This window comes from Streptomyces platensis (genome assembly GCF_008704855.1).
Lineage (GTDB): Bacteria > Actinomycetota > Actinomycetes > Streptomycetales > Streptomycetaceae > Streptomyces > Streptomyces platensis.
Genome location: NZ_CP023691.1, coordinates 4,900,307 through 4,922,896, shown reverse-complemented (window position 1 = coordinate 4,922,896; position 22,590 = coordinate 4,900,307). Strand labels below are relative to the sequence as shown.

Genomic DNA, 22,590 nt, shown 5'->3' with positions numbered 1-22,590 from the left:
TCACTTCCGCTGCCGACGCCCCTACCCCCATCCCCCCGGCGGGTACGGGCGTCGGCGCTTTACCCCGCCCGTGCGGCCGGGAGTCCGGGGCCGGCCCCGGGACGAACCGGCGCCCAACCGGAGGACGACCTCACCATGGCTAGCCTTCCCCCACCCCCGTCCGCACCGGACACGGCCACCCGCCCGGTGCCGGCCGACGGCTTCCGTTCGCTGATGGGCGCCTTCCCCACCGGCGTCGCGGTGATCACCACCTACGGGGCCGACGACCGGCCCCGCGGACTGACGTGCAGTTCCCTGTCGAGCGTGACCACCGCGCCGCCGACCCTCTCGGTCTGGCTGACCACCCGGGGCGAGACCCTGGGCGCGCTGCGCGCCTACGGCGCCTTCGCGGTGAACCTGCTGCACGACCGGGGGGAGCGGGCCGGTGAGGTCTTCGCGCACCGGGTCGCGGACCGCTTCGCCCAGGTCGGCTGGCGGCGCTCGCCGGACGCCGGGCTGCCGTGGCTGGCCGACGACGCCTTCGCCGTCGCCGAGTGCCGGGTGATGAAACTGGTCGAGGTCAGCGACCACACCCTGGTGGTGGGCGCGGTCACCGGTGTCACCCAGCAGGCCGGGACGCCACTGCTGTACGGGGCGCGGCGCTTCGCCTCCTGGCCCGGCGGCGAGGTCCCCGCCGCGCCGCTCGCCGTCGGCACCCCGGTGACCTCATGCTGAAGGTCGTCGCAGGCGTGGTCCTGCTGCTCGGCGCCTTAGGGCTGTGGTGGGGCCGGCTGGGCTCCGGTGGGTCGTCGGCCGAGGTCGACACGACGGCCAGGTTCCTGGTCGCCGTCATGGTGATCATTCTGCTCAGCCATCTGCTGGGCGCGCTGCTGGGCCGGCTCGGCCAGCCGCTGGTGATCGGGGAGATCCTCGGCGGTCTGCTGCTCGGCCCGTCGCTGCTGGGCTGGGTGTGGCCGTCCGGGCAGGCCTGGCTGCTGTCCCCCGAGGTCGTCTCCGCCCTCAACACGGTGGCGCAGCTCGGGCTGATCGTCTTCATGTTCCTGCTCGGCTGCGAGTTGCGCATGGAGAGCCCCAGGAAGGCCGTCGGGACGCTCGGGGTGAGCGTGCTCGGCGCGATGGGCCTGCCGTTCGTGGCCGGGCTCGGGCTCGCCGCGGCGGCCCCCGGGATGTTGCAGGGCTCGTCCCCGCACGCCGTCGGCTACCTCTGCTTCTTCGGGCTGGCCCTGTCGGTGACCGCCCTGCCGGTGCTCGCCAGGATCCTCACCGACCTGCGGCTGGACCGCACCCCCATCGGCCAGTTCGCGCTGGCCAGTGCGGCGGTGGGCGACGGTATCGCCTGGCTCGCGCTGACCGTGATCCTCGCGGCGACCGGGTCCGGCGACGCCTCCGACATGGGCAGCACCATCGCGCTGGTGGTGGCCCTGGTGGTGTTCACCGCGCTGGTCGTGCGTCCGCTGCTGGCGACCGCGGTGCGCCGGGCTGAGGAACGGCCCGGCACGGGGACGCTGCTGCCGCTGCTGCTGGTCGGCGCCATCAGCTATGCCGTACTGACTCATCTGCTGGGGCTGCACGCGGTCATCGGGGCGTTCCTGTTCGGTACGGCGATCCCGCGTGACTCCAAGGTCACCGAGCGGATGAACCAGCAGTTGCAGGGCTTCACGCTGACCGTGCTGCTGCCGCTGTTCTTCGCCGGTGTGGGGCTCAATGTCTCGGTCGGGGCCCTGGGGCGGGACCCGTGGCACTGGCTGGTTCTCGCCGGCGTCATCGTCGTGGCGACCCTGACGAAGCTCGTGGGTGCCGGGGGCGCGGCCCGGATGATGGGCTACCGGCCGAAGGAGGCGCTGCGCTTCGGTGCGCTGATGAACTGCCGTGGCGTCACCGAGCTGGTGGTCGCCGGCATCGGCTGGCAGCGCCATCTGATCAGCACGACGGGCCTGACGGTGCTGGTCCTCATGGCGGTCGGCACCACCGCGATGACCGGCCCGTTGCTCAAGCTGCTGGGCACGAAGCCGCTGGAGCCACCGCCCGGGGAGACCGACGGCCCGGCCGGGGAAGCCGATGGCCCGGCCGTGCCCGCTCTCCAGGGTGCGCCGGTCCGGGCGGACGCCTGACGCGGGCGCTTTCGCGGCGGGCCGCCTTTCCCGGCCCGCGCCCTTCGGAATATCGCCCGCGGTCGGCGGCACGATATCTGGCCAATAAGCCGCCGACCTAGCGTCTTGTTCGCTCATGGACAGTACCGAGCCATGACAACCGGCATGGCCACAAGGGAGGTTGCGGTGACGGCTGCGGACCGCGCATTCTGGCAAAGAGTTCTCGGCGGCGGATACACCCCCCTGCCCCGGTGGCCGGGGAATACGGCGGATTCCGCTGCCGTGTGCCGCACCGCGATACCCGCCGGCACCGCGGAAGCCCTGCTTCTCCGGTCGGAACGGCAGGGACTTTCCCCCGACACCCTGCTGCTGGCCGCCTTTGTACGGGTGCTGGCGGCGGTCACGGGCGATTCCTCCGTGGTGACCGGATATCTGCCCGGAAAAGACGCGCAGAATAGCCCGCAGAATGCCCCGGAGAAAGGCCCGTTGCCGCTCTGGGCCGCGCTTTCCGGCGGCTCGTGGGCGGAACTCGCCACCGAGGTCGCGCAGTCGGCGGCGGAGGTGCAGCGGCATTCCCCGCAGGTTCTCGACGAGCTGCGCACCGAGACGGGCCGCACGGAGCCGCTGTTCGACACCGTCCTGGTCGACGGCCGGGCGGCCGGCCCCGAGGACCTGACCGCCGGCACCGTGCTCGCCGCCGGCCTCTCCCGGACCGGGGACCGGCTGGACCTGGTGCTGAGCCATCGCCCCGGCGCACTGGACGGCGAGCAGGCCGGCCGGTTCGCGGGCTATCTGCTCACCGCGCTGCGTGAGCTGGCCGAGCGGCCCGAGGCGGACCACCAGGAGTGGAGCCCGGTGCCGGAGCAGGAGATCGACCGGCAGCTGGCCGAGTTCGCGGGCCCGCAGCGGGAGCTGCCCGACCGCCGAGTGCATGAACTGTTCGAGGACCAGGTGCGGTTGCGCCCTGACGACATCGCCGCCGTCCACGGCACCGAGTCCTGGAGCTACCGGGAGCTCAACGAGCGCGCCAACCGCGTCGCCCACGCGCTGCGCCACGGCGGACTGCGCGACGAGGACGTCGTCGCGGTGGTCACCGAACGCACGCTGCCGTGGCTGGTCGCCGTGCTGGCCGTGTTCAAGGCCGGCGGCGTCTATCTGCCGGTGGAGCCGCACTTCCCGGCCGACCGGATCAGCGGCATGCTGGTGCGCGCCGACTGCCGCCGGGTGCTGACCGAGCGGGACGTGTCCCCGGGCCTGACCGAGGCGCTGGCCGGGCTGCCGGGCGTGCGCGCGGAGCATCTGGCGGAGCTGCTCGCCGGGGACCATCCGGTCACCGACCCCGGTGTGCCGGTGGCCGCCGGGCAGAGCGCGTACATCTACTTCACCTCGGGCTCGACCGGGGCGCCCAAGGGCGCCGTGTGCGAGCACGCGGGCTTCCTCAACCATCTGCTCGCCAAGATCGACGACTTGGAGATCACCGAGGGCCGGGTGGTCGCCCAGACCGCGCCGCAGTGCTTCGACATCTCCCTGTGGCAGCTGGTGGCCGCGCTGGCCGTCGGCGGGCGCACCCTGATCATCGGGCAGCCGGACATCCTGGACACGGCACGCTTCATCGAGACGCTCGCCACCGGCGGTGTCGAGGTCCTCCAGGCCGTGCCCTCCTATCTCGAAGTGGTGCTGACGGAGCTGGAGCGCAGCCCCCGCGCGCTGCCGCGGCTGCGCCATGTCTCGGCGACCGGCGAGGCGCTGAAGAAGGAGCTGGTGGAGCGCTGGTTCGCCACGTTCCCCGAGGTCGCGCTGGTCAACGCGTACGGCCTGACCGAGACGTCCGACGACACCAACCACGAGGTGATGCGCGGGGTGCCCGACCAGGCCGCGGTGCCACTGGGCCGGCCGGTCGCCAATGTGCGGATCCATATCGTCGACGAACGGCTGCGTCCGGTGCCGCTCGGCTCCCCGGGCGAGATCCTGTTCTCCGGCGTCTGCGTCGGCCGGGGGTACGTCAACGACGAGGAGCGCACCCGGGCCGCCTTCATGCCCGATCCGCTGCTGCCCGGTGAACGGATGTACCGCTCCGGCGACTTCGGCCGCTGGCTGCCGGACGGCCGGCTGGAGTTCCTCGGCCGCCGGGACGCCCAGGTCAAGATCCGCGGCTTCCGGATCGAGATCGGCGAGGTGGAGAACCAGCTGCTCCGGGTCGACGGGGTGCGCGACAGCGCCGTGGTCGTCACGGGAGAGGGCGAGAGCCGGCAGCTGGTGGCCTTCCACAGCGGTGCACAGCTGTCCGACGAGCGGCTCGTGGCGGCGCTCGGTGCGGCACTGCCCGGCTACATGATCCCCAGCCGGTTCCGCCGGCTCGACGTACTGCCGCTCACCGCCAACGGCAAGATCGACCGCAAGGCGCTGACCCGGCTCGCCGGGCAGGAGGAGGCCGCGGACGGTGGCGTGGAGCTGCGCACCGGCACCGAACGGCGGCTCGCCGGGCTGTGGTCCCAGGTCCTGAAGGTGCCGGCCGGCCGGATCGGCCGGGACTCCCATTTCTTCGACAGCGGCGGGACGTCGCTGTCCATGCTGCGGCTGGCGATCGCGCTGGACCGCGTGGTGACGCCCGCCGAACTCCAGCAGCACCCGGTTCTCGCGGACTGTGCGGCGTTGCTCGACCGCCGGGCCGCCGAGGCTCCGAATCCAGGAAGGCAGCCAGTTGACAGCCACGTATGACGGCCCGGCCGTCCCCGAAACCCTCGGCGACGGCGCCGAGTTGCTCCTCGGCGAGGGCCGGACCCCGGTCCTCCGGTTGACCGGCCCGGACCTCCCCGCGGAGACCGTCCACGGTCTGCTCGCCCGGCACGGCGCCCTGCTCGTCCGGGGCCTGGGTCTGGCGGCCCCCGCCGACCTGGGCCGCGCCGCGCAGGCGCTCGGGGTGACCCCGATGACCGAGCGGGAGGGCTTCACCGGCCGGACCGACTTCGGCGACGGCGTGTACGGCGCCTCGGAGTGGCCGGCCGATGAGCCGATGTGCATGCACCACGAGCGGAGTTACGGCGACGAGGTGCCCGGCATCGCGCTGTTCGGCTGCCTGACGGCGCCCCGCTCCGGCGGCGCGACCGCGGTGGCCGACGCCCGGACGGTGCTGGCGGCGCTGCCCGCCGACCTGGTGGAGCGCTTCGCCCGCGAGGGCTGGCGGCTGGCCCGCAACTACCGTGACATCGGCGTCAGCTGGTCCGCGTCCTTCGGCACCGAGGACGCCGCGCAGGTCGACGCGTACTGCCGGGCGCACGCCCTGGACCACGAGTGGCTGCCGGACGGCTCGCTGCGCACCGTGCAGCACCGCGCGGCGGTGGTGCACCACCCCGCCACCGGCGAGCGGCTCTGGTTCAACCAGATCGCCTTCCTCAACGAGCTGACCATGGACCCGGCGGTGCGCGAGTACCTGGTGTCCCTGTACGGGCCGGACTCCTTGCCGTTCACCACCTTCCACGGCGACGGCGAGCCGGTCCCGGCGCAGGTCGTCGAGACCATCAACGAGGTGTACACGGCGGCGACCGTACGGGAGCCGTGGCAGGCCGGCGACCTGCTCGTGGTCGACAACCTGCGGATGGCGCACAGCCGCGAGGCGTACGAGGGCGACCGCGAGATCGTGGCGCTCTTCGGCGATCCGGTGCGCCTCGACGGACACGTCCTGCCGTCCGCCACCTGACAGGCCGGGCCGGTCCGGCCGGCCCTCCCTCCTCTCCTCTACGGTTCCACGGAGCTTCACATGCCCCAGCAGCACGCTGCGCCTTCGTTCTCCGTCATCTCCGGAGCCCAGGTGCACCGGGTCCTCGACGCGCACCACCAGGGCGTCGTCGACCTGATCGAGACGGCCTACCGGCTGCACGGCGGAGGCGAGACGGTGAACCCGCCGTCGTACTTCCTCCGCTTCCCCGACCGCCCGTCCTCCCGGATCATCGCGCTGCCCGCCTCGATCGGCGGCGAGCGGCCCACCGACGGCCTGAAGTGGATCTCCAGCTTCCCGGAGAACGTCGGGGCCGGCATCCCGCGCGCCTCGGCGGTGCTGATCCTCAACGACCACGACACCGGCTACCCGCTGGCGTGCCTGGAGAGCTCCATCATCAGCGCGGCGCGCACCGCGGCGTCCGCGGCGCTGGCCGCCGACCGGATCTCCGCCGCGCGCGGCACCCGGCCGGCCCGGATCGGGTTCTTCGGTGTCGGGCTGATCGCCCGCTACATCCACACCTATCTGGCGCGCACCGGCTGGGAGTTCGACGAGATCGGGGTGCACGATCTGTCGGCGGCGCACGCGGGCGGTTTCGCCGACTACCTCCGCCAGTCCGGCGAGTCCGGCACGGTCACCGTGCACGGCTCCGCCGAGGAGCTGATCCGCTCCTGCGACCTGGTGGTCTTCGCCACCGTCGCCGGCACCCCGCATGTGGCCGAGCCCGGGTGGTTCGCGCACAACCCGCTGGTGCTGCATGTCTCGCTGCGCGATCTGTCGCCCGAGGTGGTGCTCGGCGCGGCCAACTTCGTGGACGACGTGGAGCACTGCCTGAAGGCGGACACCTCGGTGCACCTGGCCGAACAGCGGGTGGGCCACCGGGACTTCCTCGACGGCACGCTGTACGACGTCCTCACGGGGAAGGCGCAGCCGCCGGCCGACCGGCCGGTGATCTTCTCCCCGTTCGGCCTGGGGGTGCTGGATCTGGCACTCGGCAGGCATGTCTACGAATCCGTGAAGGAATCCGGCGAGTTGCAGATCGTCGACGATTTCTTTCACGAGATGCGCCGTTACGGCTAGGGCGGGAGGCACCCGTGCCGACTATCTCGGCTCCGCAGGAGTTCAACGAGGAAGACCTGTACGTCGATCTCGACGCCGTACTCGGTATCCCACTCCACCTCAAGTGCGAGGGCTTCAACTTCACCGGATCGGTGAAGCAGAAGGCCGCGCTGGAAATGGTCGAGGCCGCGGAGGAGGCCGGGCGGCTGTCCCCCGGTTCCGTCCTGGTGGAATCCTCGTCCGGCAATCTGGGCGTCGCGCTGAGCGTCATCGCGGCCAGCAAGGGCTACCGCTTCGTCTGCGTCACCGACTCCCGGTGCAATCTGGCCTCCAAGCGGCTGATGGAGGCGCTCGGCGCCACGGTCCACACCCTCGCGGAGCCCGCTGCCGAGGGGGGCTTCCTCGGGGCGCGGATCGCCTACGTACGCAAGCTGTGCGAGGAGGACGCGCGGTACGTCTGGCTCAACCAGTACGTCAACCCCGCCAATTGGCGGGCGCATTACCGGTACACGGCCCCCGGCATCCACCGCAGCTACCCCGGCCTGGACGTGCTCTTCGTCGGGGCGGGGACCACCGGGACGCTGATGGGCTGTGCCCGCTGGTTCAAGGAGCACCGGCCCGGGGTCCGCATCGTGGCCGTCGACAGTGTCGGCTCGGTCGCCTTCGGCCATCCGCCGTCCCCCCGGATGATCCCGGGCCTGGGCTCCGGGGTCCGTCCGGCGCTGCTGGACGAGGACTTCATCGACGATGTGGTGCTCGTCCCGGAGCCGGACACCGTGCGCATGTGCCACCGGCTGGCCGGGCGCGGCTTTCTGTTCGGCGGCTCCACCGGGACGGTCGTCAGCGGCGCCGACCGGTGGCTGGCGGAGCGCGGCCGGCCGGCGGGGCTCTCCTCGGTCGCCATCTCGCCCGATATGGGCGAGCGCTATCTCGACACCGTTTACCACACCAACTGGGTGCAGGGCGTCTACGGCGAGGACACGCTCGGGCCCGCGCACCCCAGCCATGAGACGAGAGAGGCAATACGATGACCAACCCGTTCGAGGACGCCGAGGGCCGCTACCTTGCGCTGGTCAACGACGAGGGCCAGTACTCCCTCTGGCCGGCGTTCGCCGAGGTCCCGGACGGCTGGAAGGCCGCCCTGCCGGAGACCGGCCGCGCCGAGGCCCTGGAGTACATCGCCGCGCAGTGGACCGATATGCGTCCGCTGAGTCTGGTCCGTGCGATGGAGGGCTCCGCCGAAGCATCGAAGGCGGCCTCCTGATGACGGTGACCCTCGATACCGGGGCGGCGGCGCGGGTCGCGTCGCTGACTCCGGACGAATCCGCGGCGGCGGAGCAGGCCGCCCGCGGGGTGCTGGCCTCCGGTGCCGCCCTGGTGGACAGCGCCGGCTGGGTCGATGCCGCCCGCACCGGCTGGTCGGAGCTGCCGCTCGGGCTGCGCCGGCCACTGCACGCGTTCCGCCGTGACTCCGGGCGCAGCGGGGTGCTGCTGCTGCGCGGTCTGCCGGTGGACGAGGCGGCGCTGCCGGACACCCCGTCCGGCGCCGGGTCCGTACAGCGGGCGGGCTCGGTGTCCGCCGCGATGCTGACGATGGTGGCCTGCGGTCTCGGTGACCCGGCCGCCTTCCGGCCGGAGAAGACCGGCGCGCTGGTGCAGGACGTGGTGCCGGTGCCGGGCAAGGAGGAGTTCCAGGGGAACGCGGGCTCGGTCCTGCTGACCTTCCACAACGAGAACGCCTTCCATCCGCACCGCCCCGACTTCGTGATGCTGCTGTGCCTGCGCGCCGACCACGAGAAGGTCGCCGCGCTGCGCACCGCCGGCATCCGCGCGGCGATGCCGCTGCTGAGCGAGGAGACCCGGGCGGCGCTGGCCGCACCGGAGTTCGTCACCGCTCCCCCGCCGTCCTTCGGCGGCTCCGACGGCGGCACCGCACCGCACCCGGTGATCTTCGGGGCGCCCGAGGACCCGGATCTGCGGATCGACTTCGCGGCCACCGAGCCGGTCACCGACCGGGCCCGCCGGGCGATGGACGAGCTCGGGGACGCCTTCGAGCGGACCGGGCAGAGCACGGTGCTGGCCCCGGGCGATCTGGCGATCGTCGACAACCGGGTCACCACCCATGGGCGCAGCGCCTTCCAGCCGCGCTACGACGGCCGGGACCGCTGGCTCCAGCGCACCTTCGTCCTCACCGATCTGCGCCGCTCCCGCGGGTCCCGGTCCGGAGACGGTTACGTCCTTGACTGACAGCCTCCGTACCGCACTTCCCGAAAGGACCCCGAGCCCATGACCCCTGCCATCCGGATCGAGAATCTGGCGAAGAACTTCGGCAGTACGGCCGCGATCCGGGGGGTCAGCCTGGAGGTTCCGGCCGGCCGGGTGCTCGGGCTGCTGGGCCCCAACGGCGCCGGCAAGACCACGCTGGTGCGCATGGTCGCAACGCTCATCCGGCCGGACAGCGGACGCATCCTGGTGCACGGGCACGATGTCGTGCGCGAGGCCGCCCGGGTGCGCCCGCTGATCGGACTCACCGGCCAGTACGCCTCGGTGGACGAGGACATCTCCGGCTGGGAGAACCTCTATCTGATCGCCCGGCTGTTCAATCTGCGCGGGCGCAAGGCCCGGGCCCGCGCCGACGAGATGCTGGAGCGGTTCAGCCTGACCGAGGCCGGCAAGCGGCCCGTCGGCGGCTACTCGGGCGGGATGCGCCGGCGGCTCGACCTGGCGGCCAGCCTCACCGGCGACCCCCGCGTGCTGGTCCTCGACGAACCGACCACGGGCCTCGATCCGCACAGCCGCAACAGCCTCTGGGCGGAGGTGAACCGGCTCGCCGGACAGGGCACCACCGTGCTGCTCACCACCCAGTACATGGAGGAGGCGGAGGCGCTCGCCGACGCCCTGGTGGTGATCGACAGCGGCCGGGTCATCGCCTCCGGCTCCACCGCCGAACTGCGGGCCCGCCTGGGCGGCCAGATGCTCCGCATCCAGCCCGAGGAGCCCGGCGACCTGGCGCGGATCTACCAGGCCCTGCTGACCGCGGGCCACACCGAGGCCACCGTCATGGCGGACGAGGGGCGGCTCCATCTGCCCCTGACCGGCGGCGGGAGCCAGCTCACCGCCGTGGTGCGCACCCTCGGCGAGGCGGATATTCCACTCGCCTCGCTGGACACCCACATCCCGAGCCTTGACGAGGTCTTCCTCAAGCTCACCGGACCCGCGGCCAGGGAACCCGTCGCCGCTAGGAGCGCGGCATGAGTTCACTGGTACGTCACTCGCTGGCGCTCTCGCGCCGCAATCTGCGCAAGTCGCTGGCCAGTCCGGGGCAGGTGCTGGACACCGCGCTGATGCCGGTGGTGCTGTCCGTCATCTTCATCTACGCCTTCGGCGGCGCGATCGCCGGGAACAGCGCGGACTACCGGCAGTATCTGATGCCGGGAATCATGGCCCTGAACCACACCATCGTCTCCCGCACCGCCGGTATCGCGCTCAACACCGATTTCTCCTCCGGGGTGATGGACCGCTACCGGTCGATGCCCGTCGCCCGCTCCGCCGTGCTCATCGGCCGGGTCTCGGCGGACTCGGTACGGCTGCTGATCAGCCAGCTGGCGGTGTTCGCGTTCGCCCTGCTCATCGGCTTCCGCGCGGACAACGGCCTGCTGCCCACCCTCGCCGCCTTCGGTCTCCTTCTGCTGTACGGCATCGCGCTGTGCTGGGTGAACGCCTTCATCGGCCTGGCCGCCCGGAGCATCGACACGGTGCAGAGCGTGAGCACCATCGCCATGCTGCCGCTCCAGTTCGGCAGTTCGGTGTTCGTCGCACCCGACACCATGCCCGGCTGGCTGCGGGTCTTCGTCGAGCACAACCCGATGACCCTGGTCGTCGACGCCTCCCGCAACCTGATGATCGGCGGCCCGGTCGCGGCCTCCGCCCAGGGCGCCCTGCTGTGGATCGCCGGGCTGATCGCGGTGTTCCTGCCGCTGTCGGTGTGGAAGTACCGGGCCCGGACGTGAGCGGGGGCGGAAGGGGCGTCGCCGGCGGCTGACCGGCGACGCGCCTTCCGCTCTCGTGGCTACGCCCAGGTGAGGCGTTGCCCGTCGGGGCCGACGTGCAGCCGCATACGGTTGGCGGACGGGCGCCCGTCCGCCTGCCAGCGCATGACGTGTTCGGTGATCTGGTCCCACAGGCGCACCGCGCCGCCCTGCCGCACCATCCATCGCGCGCTGTCTTGGAAGACGACCGCCCATGAACCGGCGTCCACGTCGATCACGACGTGTTCCGTCCGGCCGTCCCGTTCCAGCGTGAGCCGCTGCGCGCGTGGGGCGGCGAACTGCGCGACGAATCGGGCCGTCCAGTCATCGAGCACGTCGGCGCCCAGCTCTGCGGGCATCGCGTCGCCCTCGCTGATGTTCGGCAGCATCCCGAGCGGGGGCGGAAGGTGCGGACGAGCCAGCATGAACGAGACCTGTCCGCCGAGAACCGGGCCGCTGGCCGTGCCATCGCGAGCGACCGTGAGCCGTACGAGTTCGTATGCGTGCATCCACCCGCCGACCGTGACCAGGACCTCACCGCCGGGCCGGGTCTGCGCGAGCCAGTCGGCCGGCACGGTGTGCACGCTGCACGTGGCGATCACGCGGTCATACGGGCCGCCCTCCTTGTAGCCCGCCAGGCCGTCACCGACCACGCAGGTAGGCCGGTATCCGGCGCCCGCGAGGGCCATTCCGGCACGGGCGGACACCTCGGCGTCAACCTCGACCGTGGTCACGGTGTCCTCGCCGACGACATGGCAGAGCAGCGCGGTTGAGTAGCCCGTGCCCGTGCCGATCTCAAGGACGCGGGTCCCTACGGTCGCCCGCAGGTCTTCGAGCATCCGCACGACCAGACTTGGCAGGGTGGACGACGACGAGGGGGCTGCGATGATGCGCCCCTCGACCTGGTCGGGGAAGACGCCCCCGGCGACCTGTGTCACGAGGGAGTCGTCTTCGTAGATCCGCGCGAGTCCTTCCGGGGAGTGCCCGGCCGCGGGCCGGTACCAGCCGCCCTCTTCGTACTCGAACCAGCCGCGCGAGAGGAACGCCTCGCGGGGCACGGACAACACAGCCGCTTCCCATTCGGGGCTGCGCAGTGCGCCGACCTCGGTCAGGTGCCGCGCGAGGTCGGCGCGTAGGTGTTCCGAGGGCAGGGGGTCAGTCATGCCGGCTCGCTCCGTTCTCCAACAGGTCTGCGATGGCGTGTGTGATCGGCAGTCCGGCCGCGTCTTCGAGCCACGCCCATTGGCCGTGGGGGTTGCACTCCTACTCGCCGTCCCCGCCCTGCGGCTGCGGCTCGCGCGGGGCCTCCGGGGGCATGGGCCCGCCGTCGTGCCTGCCGCCGTCCGCCTCCATGTCCGCGGGGTGCCGGAACGGGACCCCGCGCCAGCCTTCGGCGTCGGGCGTGCGCGTCTCATGGGTCTCGACAGCCAAGGCACTCATCTGCCGGCCTCCTTTTTCGCAAGTCATGGTTCAGGCGCCTCGGTCACCGCTGCGGCAGTCATCGCTGCCCTCATGTTTGGGGTGGTTCCTGAGTTCGATGTTCAGGTCGACAACCTTGCTCTTGTCGCCCCGTGCCTCTGCCAACTGCCGCTCGTTTACCAGCGCCTGGCAGATATCGCACTCTGCCGCAGGCTTCGGGTCGGGCCGGGGTTCGCCGAGCTGTACGGGTGGGGTCAGACTGCCGGACACGACTACTCCTCTCCGTAGTGGTTCCACTACCAGGAGTCCTCAGCGTGGCCTACAGTCAGGACCCATTCAACGTGTCACTTGCGGACGGAAGGACAGGGAAAGCCCTTTGAATCGCAACGAGTTGAACCCGGACGCTTCCCCTCAGGCGGCCTACGGGGCGCGTTTGCGCAGACTGCGAGAGGCGCGCGACTGGACGCAAGAGGACCTGGCCGAACGCGCGGAATATTCGAGCGTGCATGTTTCGGCCGTCGAGAATGGTCGGAAACCTCCAACCCTCCGGTTCTCGCGCAGCGTGGACCGTGTCTTCGGCCTTGAGGGCACAGCAGCCTCGTTCGAGCGTGAGTACCGCGAGATCAAACACGGCAGCCTGTTGGAGGGGTTCCCGGAGTACGTCAAGTACGAGGGCCGGGCGGCAGAGATTCGGCTGTACGAAATCGGGATCATCCCTGGGCTCCTACAGACACCGGAGTACGCCCGGGTTCTGGCAGACAGCGCCTTACGGCGTGGGGTGATCGCACCCGAGCAAGCAGCCGAGCGGGTCTCTTTCCTGGCTGAGCGGCAGGCCGCGCTAGTACGGCCCCGCCCTCCCATGATGCTGGTGGTGATGGACGAGAGTTGTATCCGTAGATGCGTCGGCGGACATGAGGTCATGGGGGCGCAGTTGGCGCGACTGGCCGAGTTCGCCGAGCTGCCGAACACCGTGCTCCAGATCGCCCCGTACGACATAGGGGAGCGCCGCACGTTCGACCTCCCGATGAACTTGCTGACGCTGTCGGACCTATCGGTGATCGCGTATGCGGAATCGCAGATGCGGGGACACCTGGAACGCGAAACGGCCTCCGTACTACCTCTGTTGACGGCCTACCATCAATTGCAGGCCGAGGCGCTGTCGCAGGCGGCATCGATGGCAATGATCAACGAGGCACGAAAGGGCACCCCGTGACGACCACGACCGACTCCCCCCGCTGGTTCAAGTCCTCTTACAGCAACAACGGCGGTAACTGCATCGAGGTCGCCGCCAACATCCCCGGCGCTGTCCCCGTCCGCGACAGCAAGGACCCCAACGGCCCGGCGCTCACCTTCACCGCGAACGGCTGGTCGTCGTTCGTCGCCGCCGTCAAGAATGGGAAGTTCCCCGCCTGAACCCGCAGCGGACCCTGCGTAACCGGCCCTCGCCACACGGCGGGGGCCGTTGCCATGCCGGCGGACCCCTACCCGGACCGGTCCCTGATTTGTTACGCCGAATCTCAGGCTCAGGGAATCCTGGACCGGGAAAGTACCTCCCTGGTGCCCGTGCTCACTGCCTACCATCAACTACAGGCCGAGGCGCTGTCGCAAGCGGCAGCCGTGGCGATGATCAGCAAGTTGCGAAAGGGCATCCCGTGACGACCGAATCCCCCCGCTGGTTCAAGTCCTCCTACAGCAGCAACGGCGGCGATTGCATCGAGGTTGCCGCCAACATCCCGGGTGCTGTCCCCGTCCGCGACAGCAAGGACCCCAACGGCCCGGCGCTCACCTTCACCGCGAACGGCTGGTCGTCGTTCGTCGCTGCCGTCAAGGGTGGGGAGTTCCCTGCCTGAACCCGCAGCGGACCCTGAGGTACCGGCCCCCGCCACACGGCGGGGGCCGTTGTCATGCCGGCAGACCCCTACGCGGAAAAACCCCAGCTCAGCAAGCGAAATGGCTTCAATAGCGCACTGAAACCCGAGGTTCTTAGCCTCCCGTCGGTGATGTGCCGCGTTTCTGCTGATGCACAAGGAGTTCCCCGATGAGTGGTCCGAAGGCCCAGGCGCAGTGGCAGGGAATGGAGCGGCCGTTCGCCGTGCTGACGCTTCCCGAGCTCTTCGAGGACCAGGTGCGGCGTACTCCTGACGCCCCGGCCCTCGGCTGTGGTGACGAGCAGCTCAGCTACCGGGAGCTGAATGCCCGCGCCAACCGGCTGGCCCGGCTGCTGACGGAGCGGGGCGTGGGCCCCGAGCGGATCGTCGCGGTGCTGGTGCCCCGGTCCGTCGATCTCGTGGTGTCGCTGCTGGCGGTGGCGAAGACCGGTGCCGCCTATCTGCCGATGGACACCGACTACCCGGTGGACCGGGTGGCGTTCATGCTGTCCGACGCCCGGCCGGCCTGTCTGCTCACCACGGCCGGGGCCGGGGCGGCGGCGGAGGGCTTCGCCGGGCAGGCCGTGCTGCTGGACGCGCCGGACGTGGCGCAGGCGCTGTCCCGGGCCGCGGCGAGCGACCTCGACGACGGGGCGCGGACCGCCCCGCTGCGTCCGGCGCACCCCGCCTACGTCATCTACACCTCGGGCTCCACCGGCGTGCCCAAGGCCGTGGTGATCGAGCATCGGGCGCTCGCTGACTACCTCGGCTGGTCGCGGCAGACCTACCCGAGCGCCCGCGGCACCTCGCTGTGGCACTCGTCGGTGTCCTTCGACATGACCGTCACCTCGCTGTGGGTGCCGCTGGTCAGCGGTGGCCGGGTGCTGGCGGGCCCGCTGGAGGAGGACGCGTTCGGCGGCACGCCGGAGTGCACCTTCCTCAAGGCGACGCCCAGCCATCTGCCGCTGCTCGATGTGCTCCCGGCGGGCTTCTCCCCCACCGAGGAGCTGATGCTGGGCGGTGAGGCGCTGATCGGTTCGGTGCTGGACGAGTGGCGGCGGCGTCATCCGGCGGCGACCGTGCTGAATGTGTACGGGCCGACCGAAGTGACCGTCAACGCGGCCGAGTTCCGGCTGGAGCCCGGTGAGCCGACCCCCGACGGTGTGCTGCCGCTGGGCCGGCTGATGGACAACGCCCGCGGCTATGTCCTCGATGCCGCGCTGCGGCCGGTCGGGGAGGGTGTCGCGGGTGAGCTCTACATCGCCGGGCCGGGGCTCGCGCGGGGTTATCTGGGGCGTCCGGGGCTGACGTCGGAGCGGTTCGTGGCCGATCCGTACGGTGCGCCCGGCAGCCGGATGTACCGCACGGGCGACCTGGCGCGCTGGCGGGCCGACGGACAGCTGGAGTTCCTGGGCCGCACCGACCACCAGGTGAAGGTGCGCGGGCACCGGGTCGAGCTGGGCGAGATCGAGGCGGCGCTGCTGCGGCATCCGCTGGTGTCCCGGACCGTGGTGCTGGTCCGCGAGGACCGCGAGGGCGACCAGCGGATCGTCGCCTATGTGACGGGGACGGGCGGCGGCGCCGAGGCGCCCGATCCGGCGGTGCTGCGGGAGCTGGTCGCGGAGTCGCTGCCGGACTACATGGTGCCGTCCGCCGTGGTCGTCCTGGAGCAGTGGCCGCTGACGCCCAACGGCAAGGTGGACCGGGCTCAACTGCCCGCCCCCGACTACGCCTCGCATGCCGAGAGCGGCGGCCGGGCGCCCCGTGACGCCACCGAGGAGACCCTCACCGCGCTCTTCGCCGACGTGCTGGGCCTGCCGGCTGTCACCATCGACGACAACTTCTTCCACCTCGGCGGGCACTCCCTGCTCGCCACCCGCCTCATCAGCCGGATCCGCGCCACGCTGCACGCCGACCTCACCGTCCGCGCGCTCTTCGAGCACCCCACCGTCGCCGCGCTCGCGCCCGAGCTCCCCACCGCCCCCAGCACCCGCAGCCCGCTGACGGCCGTCACTCCCCGTCCGGCGCACCTCCCCCTCTCCCCCGCCCAGCGCCGGCTGTGGTTCGCCTATCAGCTGGAGGGCCCCAGCCCCACCTACAACATCCCGCACGCGTTCCGGATCGGCGGCCCGCTCGACCATCCGACGCTGGCCGCCGCCCTGACGGACGTCACGGAACGCCACGAGACCCTCCGGACGCGCATCGCGGAACACGGCGGGGAGCCCCACCAGATCGTCCTGCCGGCCGAGGAGGCGCGCCCCGAGCTGCCCCTCGTCGCCACCACCGAGGACGAGCTCCCCCGGCACCTCGCGGAGCAGGCCGCGCACGCCTTCGACCTCAGCGACGAGAACCCGCTGCGCGCCGTTCTCTACCGTCTGGCCGAGGGCGAGCACGTGCTGCTGCTCCTGACCCACCACATCGCCAGCGACGGCTGGTCCACGGGCCCGCTCCTCCAGGACCTCGGCGCCGCCTACACGGCCCGACGGGGCGACACCGCGCCCACCTGGCAGCCGCTCGCCGTCCAGTACGCCGACTACACCCTCTGGCAGCGCGAGATCCTGGGCGCCGAGGACGACCCCACGAGCCTCGCCGGGCGTCAACTCGACTTCTGGCGTGACCAGTTGACGGGCCTGCCGGAGCTGCTGGAGCTGCCGCTGGACCGGCCCCGTCCCGCCGTCGCCAGCCATCGCGGCGCGAGTGTGCGCTTCGCCCTGGACGCCGGGCTGCACCAGCAGGTCGCACGGCTGGCCCGGCAGTGTGACGTCACCGTCTTCATGGTCTTCCAGGCCGCGGTCGCCGCGCTGCTGTCGCGGCTCGGCGCGGGCACCGACATCCCGCTGGGCACCGCCGTCGCCGGACGCACCGACGACGCCCTCGACGACCTCGTCGGCTTCTTCGTCAACACGCTGGTGCTGCGCACCGATGTCTCCGGTGACCCGAGTTTCCGCGAACTCCTCGGCCGGGTCCGGGACACCGATCTGGCGGCCTACGCCCACCAGGACGTGCCCTTCGAGCGGGTCGTCGAGGCGGTCAACCCGGTGCGCACGCTCTCCCACACCCCGCTGTTCCAGACGATGCTCACCTCGCAGAACACCCCGGACCACGGCACCGCGGCGGGCGGCCTGGACGCGGTGGCCGAGGAGGTGCCGCGGCGGACCGCGCGGTTCGATCTGTCCTTCCACACCTGGGAGCGCCAGGCCGCCGACGGCTCCTGGACGGGGGTGGACGGTCTGCTGGAGTACGCCACCGACCTCTTCGACGACGCCACGGCCGAGGCGCTGGCCGCCCGGCTGGTCCGGCTGCTCGGCGCGGCCGTCGCCGGGCCCGATCTGCCGGTCGGGCAGCTGAATCTGCTGACCGCCGCCGAGCGGGACCGGCTGCTGCACGCCTGGCAGGGCGAGCCGCGCGAACTGTCCGGGCGGACGGTGCCGGAGCTGTTCGAGGACCGGGCGGCGCAGGTCCCGGATGCGCCCGCCGTCGTGCACGAGGGCACCGCGCTGACCTACCGCGAGCTGAACGAGCGGGCCAACCCGCTGGCCCGGGTGCTGGCCGCGCGGGGTGTGGGGCCGGAGAGCTATGTCGCCGTGGCGATGCCGCGGTCGGTGGAGCTGGTGGTCGCGCTGCTGGCCGTGCTGAAGGCGGGCGGCGCGTATCTGCCGCTGGATCCGACCTATCCGGCGGACCGGCTCGGCTTCATGCTGGCCGACGTGGACCCGGTGCTGGTGCTGACCGGGCGCGGGGTGATGGAGGACGTCCCGGCGCCGTGCCCGCTGCTGCGGCTCGACGAGCCCGGTACGGCAGCCGAGGTGGCGGCGCACTCCGCCGCCGACCTCACCGACGCGGACCGAGGCGGCCCGCTGTCGCTGGACAACGCCGCCTTCGTGATCTTCACTTCGGGTTCCACCGGCCGCCCCAAGGGCGTCACGGTCCAGCACCGCTCCCTGGACGGCTATCTGTCCTGGACCCGGTCCGCCTACCCCGGTGTCGCGGGCACCGCGCTGGTGCACTCGCCCGTCGCCTTCGACCTCACGGCGACCGGCCTGTTCGCCCCGCTCACCTCGGGCGGCTGTGTGCAGCTGATCGAGCTGGACGCGTCGAGCACGGCGGCCGAGGGCCGGCGCAGCCCCAGCTTCGTCAAGGCGACCCCGAGCCATCTGCCGCTGCTGATCGAACTCCCCGACGCGTTCTCGCCCGACGAGCAGCTGGTGCTCGGCGGGGAGTCGCTGATGGGCGAGGTGCTGGACGAGTGGCGGGGCCGGCACCCCGGGGCGACCGTCATCAACGAGTACGGGCCGACGGAGACCACCGTCGGCTGCTCGGAGTACCGGATCGAGCCGGGGGACACCGTCCCGGCGGGTGTGGTCACCATCGGCCGGCCCGTCTGGAACACCCAGATGTTCGTGCTGGACGCGCGGCTCCAGCCCGTCCCGGTGGGCAGCCCCGGTGAGCTGTACATCGCCGGTGACCTGGTGACCCGCGGCTACCACCGGCGTCCCGACCTGACCTCCACCCGCTTCGTCGCCAACCCCTTCGGGCCGCCCGGCAGCCGGATGTACCGGTCGGGCGACCTCGGCCGCTGGCGGGCGGACGGACAGCTGGAGTTCATCGCCCGGGTCGACGACCAGGTCAAGCTGCGGGGCTTCCGGATCGAGCTGGGCGAGATCGACGGCGTCCTCGGCGCCCACCCCGAACTCGCGCAGGCCGCGGTGATCGTGCGGGAGGACCGGCCCGGCGACAAGCGGCTGGTCGGCTACGCGGTCCCGGCCCCCGGGTGCTCCCCGGACCCGGCGGAGCTGCGCCGCTACGCCGCGCGGCAACTGCCCGACTACATGGTGCCGGTGGCCTTCGTCCTGCTCGACGAGCTGCCGCTGACGGTCAACCGGAAGCTGGACCGCCGGGCGCTGCCGGTGCCCGACTACGGCGCCGCGCGCGCCCCGGGCCGGGGTCCGCGCACCGCGCAGGAGGAGATCCTCAGCGGTGCGTTCGCCGAGGTCCTGGGCCTGCCGCGGGTGGGCGTGGACGACAGCTTCTTCGATCTGGGCGGCCATTCGCTGCTGGCGACCCGGCTGATCGCCGGGCTGCGCGGCACGCTGGGCGTGGAACTGTCCATCCGGGCGGTCTTCGAGACGCCCACGGTGGCGGGTCTCGCGGCCCGGCTCGCCGAGGCGGAGCGGGCCCGTCCCGCGCTGTTGGCGGCGGACCGCCCGGAGCGGGTGCCGCTGTCGTTCGCCCAGCGGCGGCTGTGGTTCATCCACCGCCTCCAGGGCTCCAGCGTCACCTACAACATCCCCACCTGGATACGGCTGTCCGGCCCGCTGGACCACGACGCGCTGCGGGCCGCGGTCGCGGACGTGGTCGCGCGGCACGAGGTGCTGCGTACCGTCTACCCGGAGGCGGACGGCGAGCCGTATCAGCAGGTCCTGCCGGCCGGTGAGCTGACGCCGGAGGTGTCCTTCGTCCCGGTGGCGGGGGAAGCGGGCCTGACCGAGGCGCTCGCGCAGGCCGCGCTGCACCCGTTCGGGCTGGTCGGCGAACTCCCCCTCCAGGTCAGGGTGTTCTCGCTGAACGAGCGGGAGCATGTGCTGGCGGTGGTGATGCACCACATCGCCAGCGACGGCTGGTCGATGGCGCCGCTGGCCCGGGATCTGTCGGAGGCGTACGGCGCGCGTCTGGCGGGCCGGAGCCCGGAGCGGGACGCGCTGCCCGTCCAGTACGCGGACTACGCGCTGTGGCACCGGGAGCTGCTGGGGTCGGAGGATGCCCCGGGCAGCGTGATCTCGCAGCAGCTGGCGTTCTGGGAACGGGAGCTGGCCGGGGCGCCCGAGCTGCTCGCGCTGCCGCTGGACCGGCCCCGTCCCGCGGTGGCCAGTCACCACGGCGGCAGTGTGCAGCTGGAGCTGGACCCCGAGCTGCACCGTCAGCTGGTCGCGCTGGCGCAGAGCTCCGGCGCCACGCTGTTCATGGTGCTGCACGCGGCGATCGCGGCGCTGCTGTCGCGGCTCGGGTCCGGCACCGACATCCCGGTCGGTACCGCCGTGGCGGGCCGTACGGACGAGGCGCTGGACGACCTCGTCGGCTTCTTCATCAACACGCTCGTACTGCGCACCGATCTGTCCGGCGACCCGACGTTCCGCGAGCTGCTGGCCCGCGCCCGGAAGACCGACCTGGCGGCCTACGCCCACCAGGACGTGCCCTTCGAGCGGGTCGTCGAGGCGGTCAACCCGGACCGGGTGCTGTCCCACTCCCCGCTCGTCCAGGTCGTGACGACGCTCCAGAGCTACCAGCGGGGCGCCCTGGACTTCCCGGGCACCGAGGCGACCGCGCCGAAGGTCACCAATGAGATCGCCAAGTTCGACCTGATCTTCTTCTGGGAGGAGCGGCAGGACGCGGACCTGGTCCCGGACGGCATCGGTCTCGAAGTGAAGTACGCGACCGACCTGTTCGACCACGGGACCGCGGTGGATATCGCGGACCGGCTGCTGCGGGTGCTGCGGGCCGCCGTCGCCGACCCGGACCGCACGGTCGGGCAGATCGAGATCCTCGCGCCGCAGGAGCGCGACCAGCTGCTGTCCGGCTGGAACGACACCGCCCGCGACACGGTGGCGGCGACCCTGCCCGCGCTCTTCGAGGAGCGGGTGGCGCAGGCTCCGGACGCGCCGGCACTGGTCCACCGGGACCGTACGTACCGCTACGCGGAGGTGGCGGAGCGGGTCAACCGGCTGGCCCGGCTGCTGATGCGGCACGGGGTGGGCCCGGAGCGGGTGGTGGCGCTGGCGCTGCCGAAGTCGGCGGACCTGATCGTGGCGATGCTGGCGGTGGTCACGGCGGGCGGGGCGTATCTGCCCGTCGACCCGGAGTACCCCGCCGAGCGGATCGCCTACATGCTCGACGACGCCCGGCCCACCTGCCTGCTCACCCTCACCGGCACCCCCCTCCCCGAAACCGACTGCCCCCGCCTGCTGCTGGACGACCCCACCGTCGTCGCCGATCTGAACGACCTGCCCGCCACGCCCCTCGACGCCCGCGCCGGGCTGCACCACCCCGCGTACGTCATCTACACCTCCGGCTCCACCGGCCGCCCCAAGGGCGTCGAGGTCACCCACGCCGGAGTGGCCGATCTGTCCGTCTCCGCGCGGGAGAACTACCTGCTGGACGGCGACAGCCGGGTGCTCCAGCTCTCCTCACCCAGCTTCGACGCCTCGGTGATCGAGCTGGTCATGGCGCTCACCACCGGCGCCGCCCTGGTGGTCCCGGACGGCGGGCCGCTGGCCGGTGAGGCGCTGGCCGAGGTCCTGCGGGACTCCCGGATCACCCACACCCTGATCCCGCCGGCCACCCTGGCGACGATCCCGGACGGTGCATTCCCGGACCTGCGCACCCTGGTGACCGGCGCGGACGCGGTGAGCGTGGAGCTGGCGGGCCGCTGGGCCACCCGGTACCGCATGATCAACTCGTACGGTCCGACCGAGTCCACCGTCGCCGCCACGATGAGCCGCCCGCTGTCCGGCGAGGGCGTCCCGCCCATCGGTGTCCCGGTCGCCCACACCCGGGTGTACGTGCTGGACGCGGGGCTGCGGCCGGTGCCGGCCGGTGTCCCCGGTGAGCTGTACATCGCCGGGCACGGCCTCGCACGGGGCTACCGGAACCGGGCCGCGCTGACCGCGGAGCGCTTCGTGGCGAACCCGTACGGCGCGCCCGGGGAGCGGATGTACCGCACCGGGGACCTGGTGCGGTGGCGCGCCGACGGCGAGCTGGAGTACGTCGGCCGGACCGACGCCCAGGTGAAGGTGCGCGGCTTCCGTATCGAACTCGGTGAGATCGAGGCGGTGCTGGACGCCCATCCGCGGGTCAAGCAGACGGTGGCGCTGGTCCGCGAGGACAGCCCCGGCGACAAGCGCATCGTGGCCTACACCGAGCTGCTGCCGGAGCTGTCCGGCCCGCTGCCCGCCGAGGACCTGCTGGAGCAGATCTCCGGCAGTCTGCCCCGGCACATGGTGCCCTCCGCGGTCGTCGTGGTGGAGCAGTGGCCGCTGATGCCCAACGGCAAGGTCGACCGCAAGGCGCTGCCCGTACCGGGCCGTCCGGCGCCGTCCGCCGACAGCCAGGGACCGCGGACCCCGCGCGAGGAGACGCTCTGCGGGCTCTTCGCCGAGCTGCTGGGGCTGCCGGCGGTCGGCATCCACGACAGCTTCTTCCGGCTGGGCGGGCACTCCCTGCTGGCGACCCGGCTGATCAGCGGCATCCGGGCCGCGCTCGGCGCCGAGGTCACCGTCCGGACGATCTTCGAGAATCCGACGGTCGCCCAGCTCGCGCAGCAGCTCGACGGTGCCCGCAAGGCCCGCCCGTCCCTCCGTTCCATGCGCCGCCGGCCGTCCTGAACCACCGCTGGTGCAGTCCGCCCGGCCGGTCCC

Annotated in this window: 17 protein-coding genes and 2 pseudogenes; 15 read left to right on the top strand and 4 right to left on the bottom strand. The window is 72.0% G+C overall.

The genetic code is table 11. The features are described 5' to 3' along the window. The first annotated feature begins 135 nt into the window (after nt 1-135). The 10 genes from CP981_RS21770 (at nt 136) to CP981_RS21725 (ending at nt 10,874) form a co-directional block, all read left to right on the top strand. Nucleotides 136-714 (top strand): flavin reductase family protein, encoded by a 579-nt coding sequence (locus CP981_RS21770; protein ID WP_085923286.1) that lies wholly within the window; start codon nt 136-138, stop codon nt 712-714. Beyond that, nucleotides 708-2,111 carry a cation:proton antiporter gene (locus tag CP981_RS21765; protein ID WP_085923285.1) on the top strand — a complete coding sequence of 468 codons (1,404 nt, stop codon included), beginning with the start codon at nt 708-710 and terminating at the stop codon, nt 2,109-2,111. The genes CP981_RS21770 and CP981_RS21765 overlap by 7 nt, the downstream gene beginning before the upstream one ends. Nucleotides 2,112-2,576: 465 nt before the next feature. Continuing rightward, the gene (locus CP981_RS21760) at nt 2,577-4,808 is read left to right on the top strand and encodes a non-ribosomal peptide synthetase (RefSeq protein WP_085923363.1); all 2,232 of its coding nucleotides are present in this window, start codon (nt 2,577-2,579) and stop codon (nt 4,806-4,808) included. Further along, on the top strand, nt 4,792-5,787 hold the full coding sequence (locus CP981_RS21755) for a TauD/TfdA family dioxygenase (RefSeq protein WP_208852967.1): 996 nt from the start codon (nt 4,792-4,794) through the stop codon (nt 5,785-5,787). Before CP981_RS21760 ends, CP981_RS21755 begins: the two co-directional genes overlap by 17 nt. Nucleotides 5,788-5,847: 60 nt before the next feature. Continuing rightward, nucleotides 5,848-6,885 (top strand): 2,3-diaminopropionate biosynthesis protein SbnB, encoded by a 1,038-nt coding sequence (sbnB, locus tag CP981_RS21750; RefSeq protein ID WP_085923284.1) that lies wholly within the window; start codon nt 5,848-5,850, stop codon nt 6,883-6,885. A 14-nt stretch (nt 6,886-6,899) separates the two neighbouring features. Continuing rightward, complete coding sequence (sbnA, locus tag CP981_RS21745; protein WP_085923283.1) at nt 6,900-7,895, top strand: 2,3-diaminopropionate biosynthesis protein SbnA; 996 nt, start codon at nt 6,900-6,902, stop codon at nt 7,893-7,895. Then, nucleotides 7,892-8,128 (top strand): MbtH family protein, encoded by a 237-nt coding sequence (locus tag CP981_RS21740; RefSeq protein WP_085923282.1) that lies wholly within the window; start codon nt 7,892-7,894, stop codon nt 8,126-8,128. The genes sbnA and CP981_RS21740 overlap by 4 nt, the downstream gene beginning before the upstream one ends. Continuing rightward, a complete protein-coding gene (locus tag CP981_RS21735; RefSeq protein ID WP_085923281.1) occupies nt 8,128-9,111 on the top strand; it encodes a clavaminate synthase family protein in 984 nt (327 codons plus the stop codon). The genes CP981_RS21740 and CP981_RS21735 overlap by 1 nt, the downstream gene beginning before the upstream one ends. A gap of 39 nt (nt 9,112-9,150) precedes the next feature. Continuing rightward, nucleotides 9,151-10,119, top strand: a complete 969-nt coding sequence (locus CP981_RS21730; protein ID WP_085923280.1) for an ATP-binding cassette domain-containing protein — start codon at nt 9,151-9,153, stop codon at nt 10,117-10,119. Continuing rightward, nucleotides 10,116-10,874 (top strand): ABC transporter permease, encoded by a 759-nt coding sequence (locus tag CP981_RS21725; protein ID WP_085923279.1) that lies wholly within the window; start codon nt 10,116-10,118, stop codon nt 10,872-10,874. The genes CP981_RS21730 and CP981_RS21725 overlap by 4 nt, the downstream gene beginning before the upstream one ends. 59 nt (nt 10,875-10,933) lie before the next feature. Here CP981_RS21725 and tgmC read toward each other — a convergent pair whose 3' ends face one another. The 4 genes and pseudogenes from tgmC to CP981_RS21710 form a co-directional block, all read right to left on the bottom strand. Beyond that, nucleotides 10,934-12,055 (bottom strand): ATP-grasp peptide maturase system methyltransferase, encoded by a 1,122-nt coding sequence (gene tgmC / locus CP981_RS21720; protein WP_085923278.1) that lies wholly within the window; start codon nt 12,053-12,055, stop codon nt 10,934-10,936. Beyond that, nucleotides 12,048-12,155, bottom strand: a pseudogene (locus CP981_RS38750) (ATP-grasp ribosomal peptide maturase); the annotation flags it as partial. The pseudogene CP981_RS38750 and the gene tgmC, both read right to left, overlap by 8 nt. Next, on the bottom strand, nt 12,156-12,332 hold the full coding sequence (locus CP981_RS37815) for a hypothetical protein (RefSeq protein ID WP_167536123.1): 177 nt from the start codon (nt 12,330-12,332) through the stop codon (nt 12,156-12,158). Between the two features lie 30 nt (nt 12,333-12,362). Further along, nucleotides 12,363-12,581 (bottom strand): hypothetical protein, encoded by a 219-nt coding sequence (locus tag CP981_RS21710; RefSeq protein ID WP_244329738.1) that lies wholly within the window; start codon nt 12,579-12,581, stop codon nt 12,363-12,365. Between the two features lie 106 nt (nt 12,582-12,687). Between CP981_RS21710 and CP981_RS21705 the strand changes: the two genes are divergently transcribed. From CP981_RS21705 to CP981_RS21685, 5 genes and pseudogenes are all read left to right on the top strand, one after another. Then, on the top strand, nt 12,688-13,524 hold the full coding sequence (locus CP981_RS21705; RefSeq protein ID WP_085923276.1) for a helix-turn-helix domain-containing protein: 837 nt from the start codon (nt 12,688-12,690) through the stop codon (nt 13,522-13,524). Further along, on the top strand, nt 13,521-13,724 hold the full coding sequence (locus CP981_RS21700; RefSeq protein ID WP_085923275.1) for a DUF397 domain-containing protein: 204 nt from the start codon (nt 13,521-13,523) through the stop codon (nt 13,722-13,724). Before CP981_RS21705 ends, CP981_RS21700 begins: the two co-directional genes overlap by 4 nt. Before the next feature lie 72 nt (nt 13,725-13,796). Then, a pseudogene (locus tag CP981_RS38745) lies at nt 13,797-13,967 on the top strand (transcriptional regulator); the annotation flags it as partial. After that, the gene (locus tag CP981_RS21690) at nt 13,964-14,161 is read left to right on the top strand and encodes a DUF397 domain-containing protein (RefSeq protein ID WP_085923274.1); all 198 of its coding nucleotides are present in this window, start codon (nt 13,964-13,966) and stop codon (nt 14,159-14,161) included. The pseudogene CP981_RS38745 and the gene CP981_RS21690, both read left to right, overlap by 4 nt. Nucleotides 14,162-14,349: 188 nt before the next feature. Then, complete coding sequence (locus CP981_RS21685) at nt 14,350-22,557, top strand: non-ribosomal peptide synthetase (protein ID WP_085923273.1); 8,208 nt, start codon at nt 14,350-14,352, stop codon at nt 22,555-22,557. Nucleotides 22,558-22,590: the final 33 nt, after the last annotated feature.

What these genes read in the sequence shown, in the direction of transcription:
- CP981_RS21765 (WP_085923285.1), top strand. Translation starts at nt 708, where the DNA reads ATGCTGAAGGTCGTCGCAGGCGTGGTCCTGCTGCTCGGCGCCTTAGGG.
- sbnB (WP_085923284.1), top strand. Translation starts at nt 5,848, where the DNA reads ATGCCCCAGCAGCACGCTGCGCCTTCGTTCTCCGTCATCTCCGGAGCC.
- CP981_RS21740 (WP_085923282.1), top strand. Translation starts at nt 7,892, where the DNA reads ATGACCAACCCGTTCGAGGACGCCGAGGGCCGCTACCTTGCGCTGGTC.
- CP981_RS21685 (WP_085923273.1), top strand. Translation starts at nt 14,350, where the DNA reads ATGAGTGGTCCGAAGGCCCAGGCGCAGTGGCAGGGAATGGAGCGGCCG.
- CP981_RS21770 (WP_085923286.1), top strand. Translation starts at nt 136, where the DNA reads ATGGCTAGCCTTCCCCCACCCCCGTCCGCACCGGACACGGCCACCCGC.
- CP981_RS21730 (WP_085923280.1), top strand. Translation starts at nt 9,151, where the DNA reads ATGACCCCTGCCATCCGGATCGAGAATCTGGCGAAGAACTTCGGCAGT.
- tgmC (WP_085923278.1), bottom strand. Translation starts at nt 12,055, where the DNA reads ATGACTGACCCCCTGCCCTCGGAACACCTACGCGCCGACCTCGCGCGG.
- CP981_RS21735 (WP_085923281.1), top strand. Translation starts at nt 8,128, where the DNA reads ATGACGGTGACCCTCGATACCGGGGCGGCGGCGCGGGTCGCGTCGCTG.
- CP981_RS37815 (WP_167536123.1), bottom strand. Translation starts at nt 12,332, where the DNA reads ATGAGTGCCTTGGCTGTCGAGACCCATGAGACGCGCACGCCCGACGCC.
- CP981_RS21725 (WP_085923279.1), top strand. Translation starts at nt 10,116, where the DNA reads ATGAGTTCACTGGTACGTCACTCGCTGGCGCTCTCGCGCCGCAATCTG.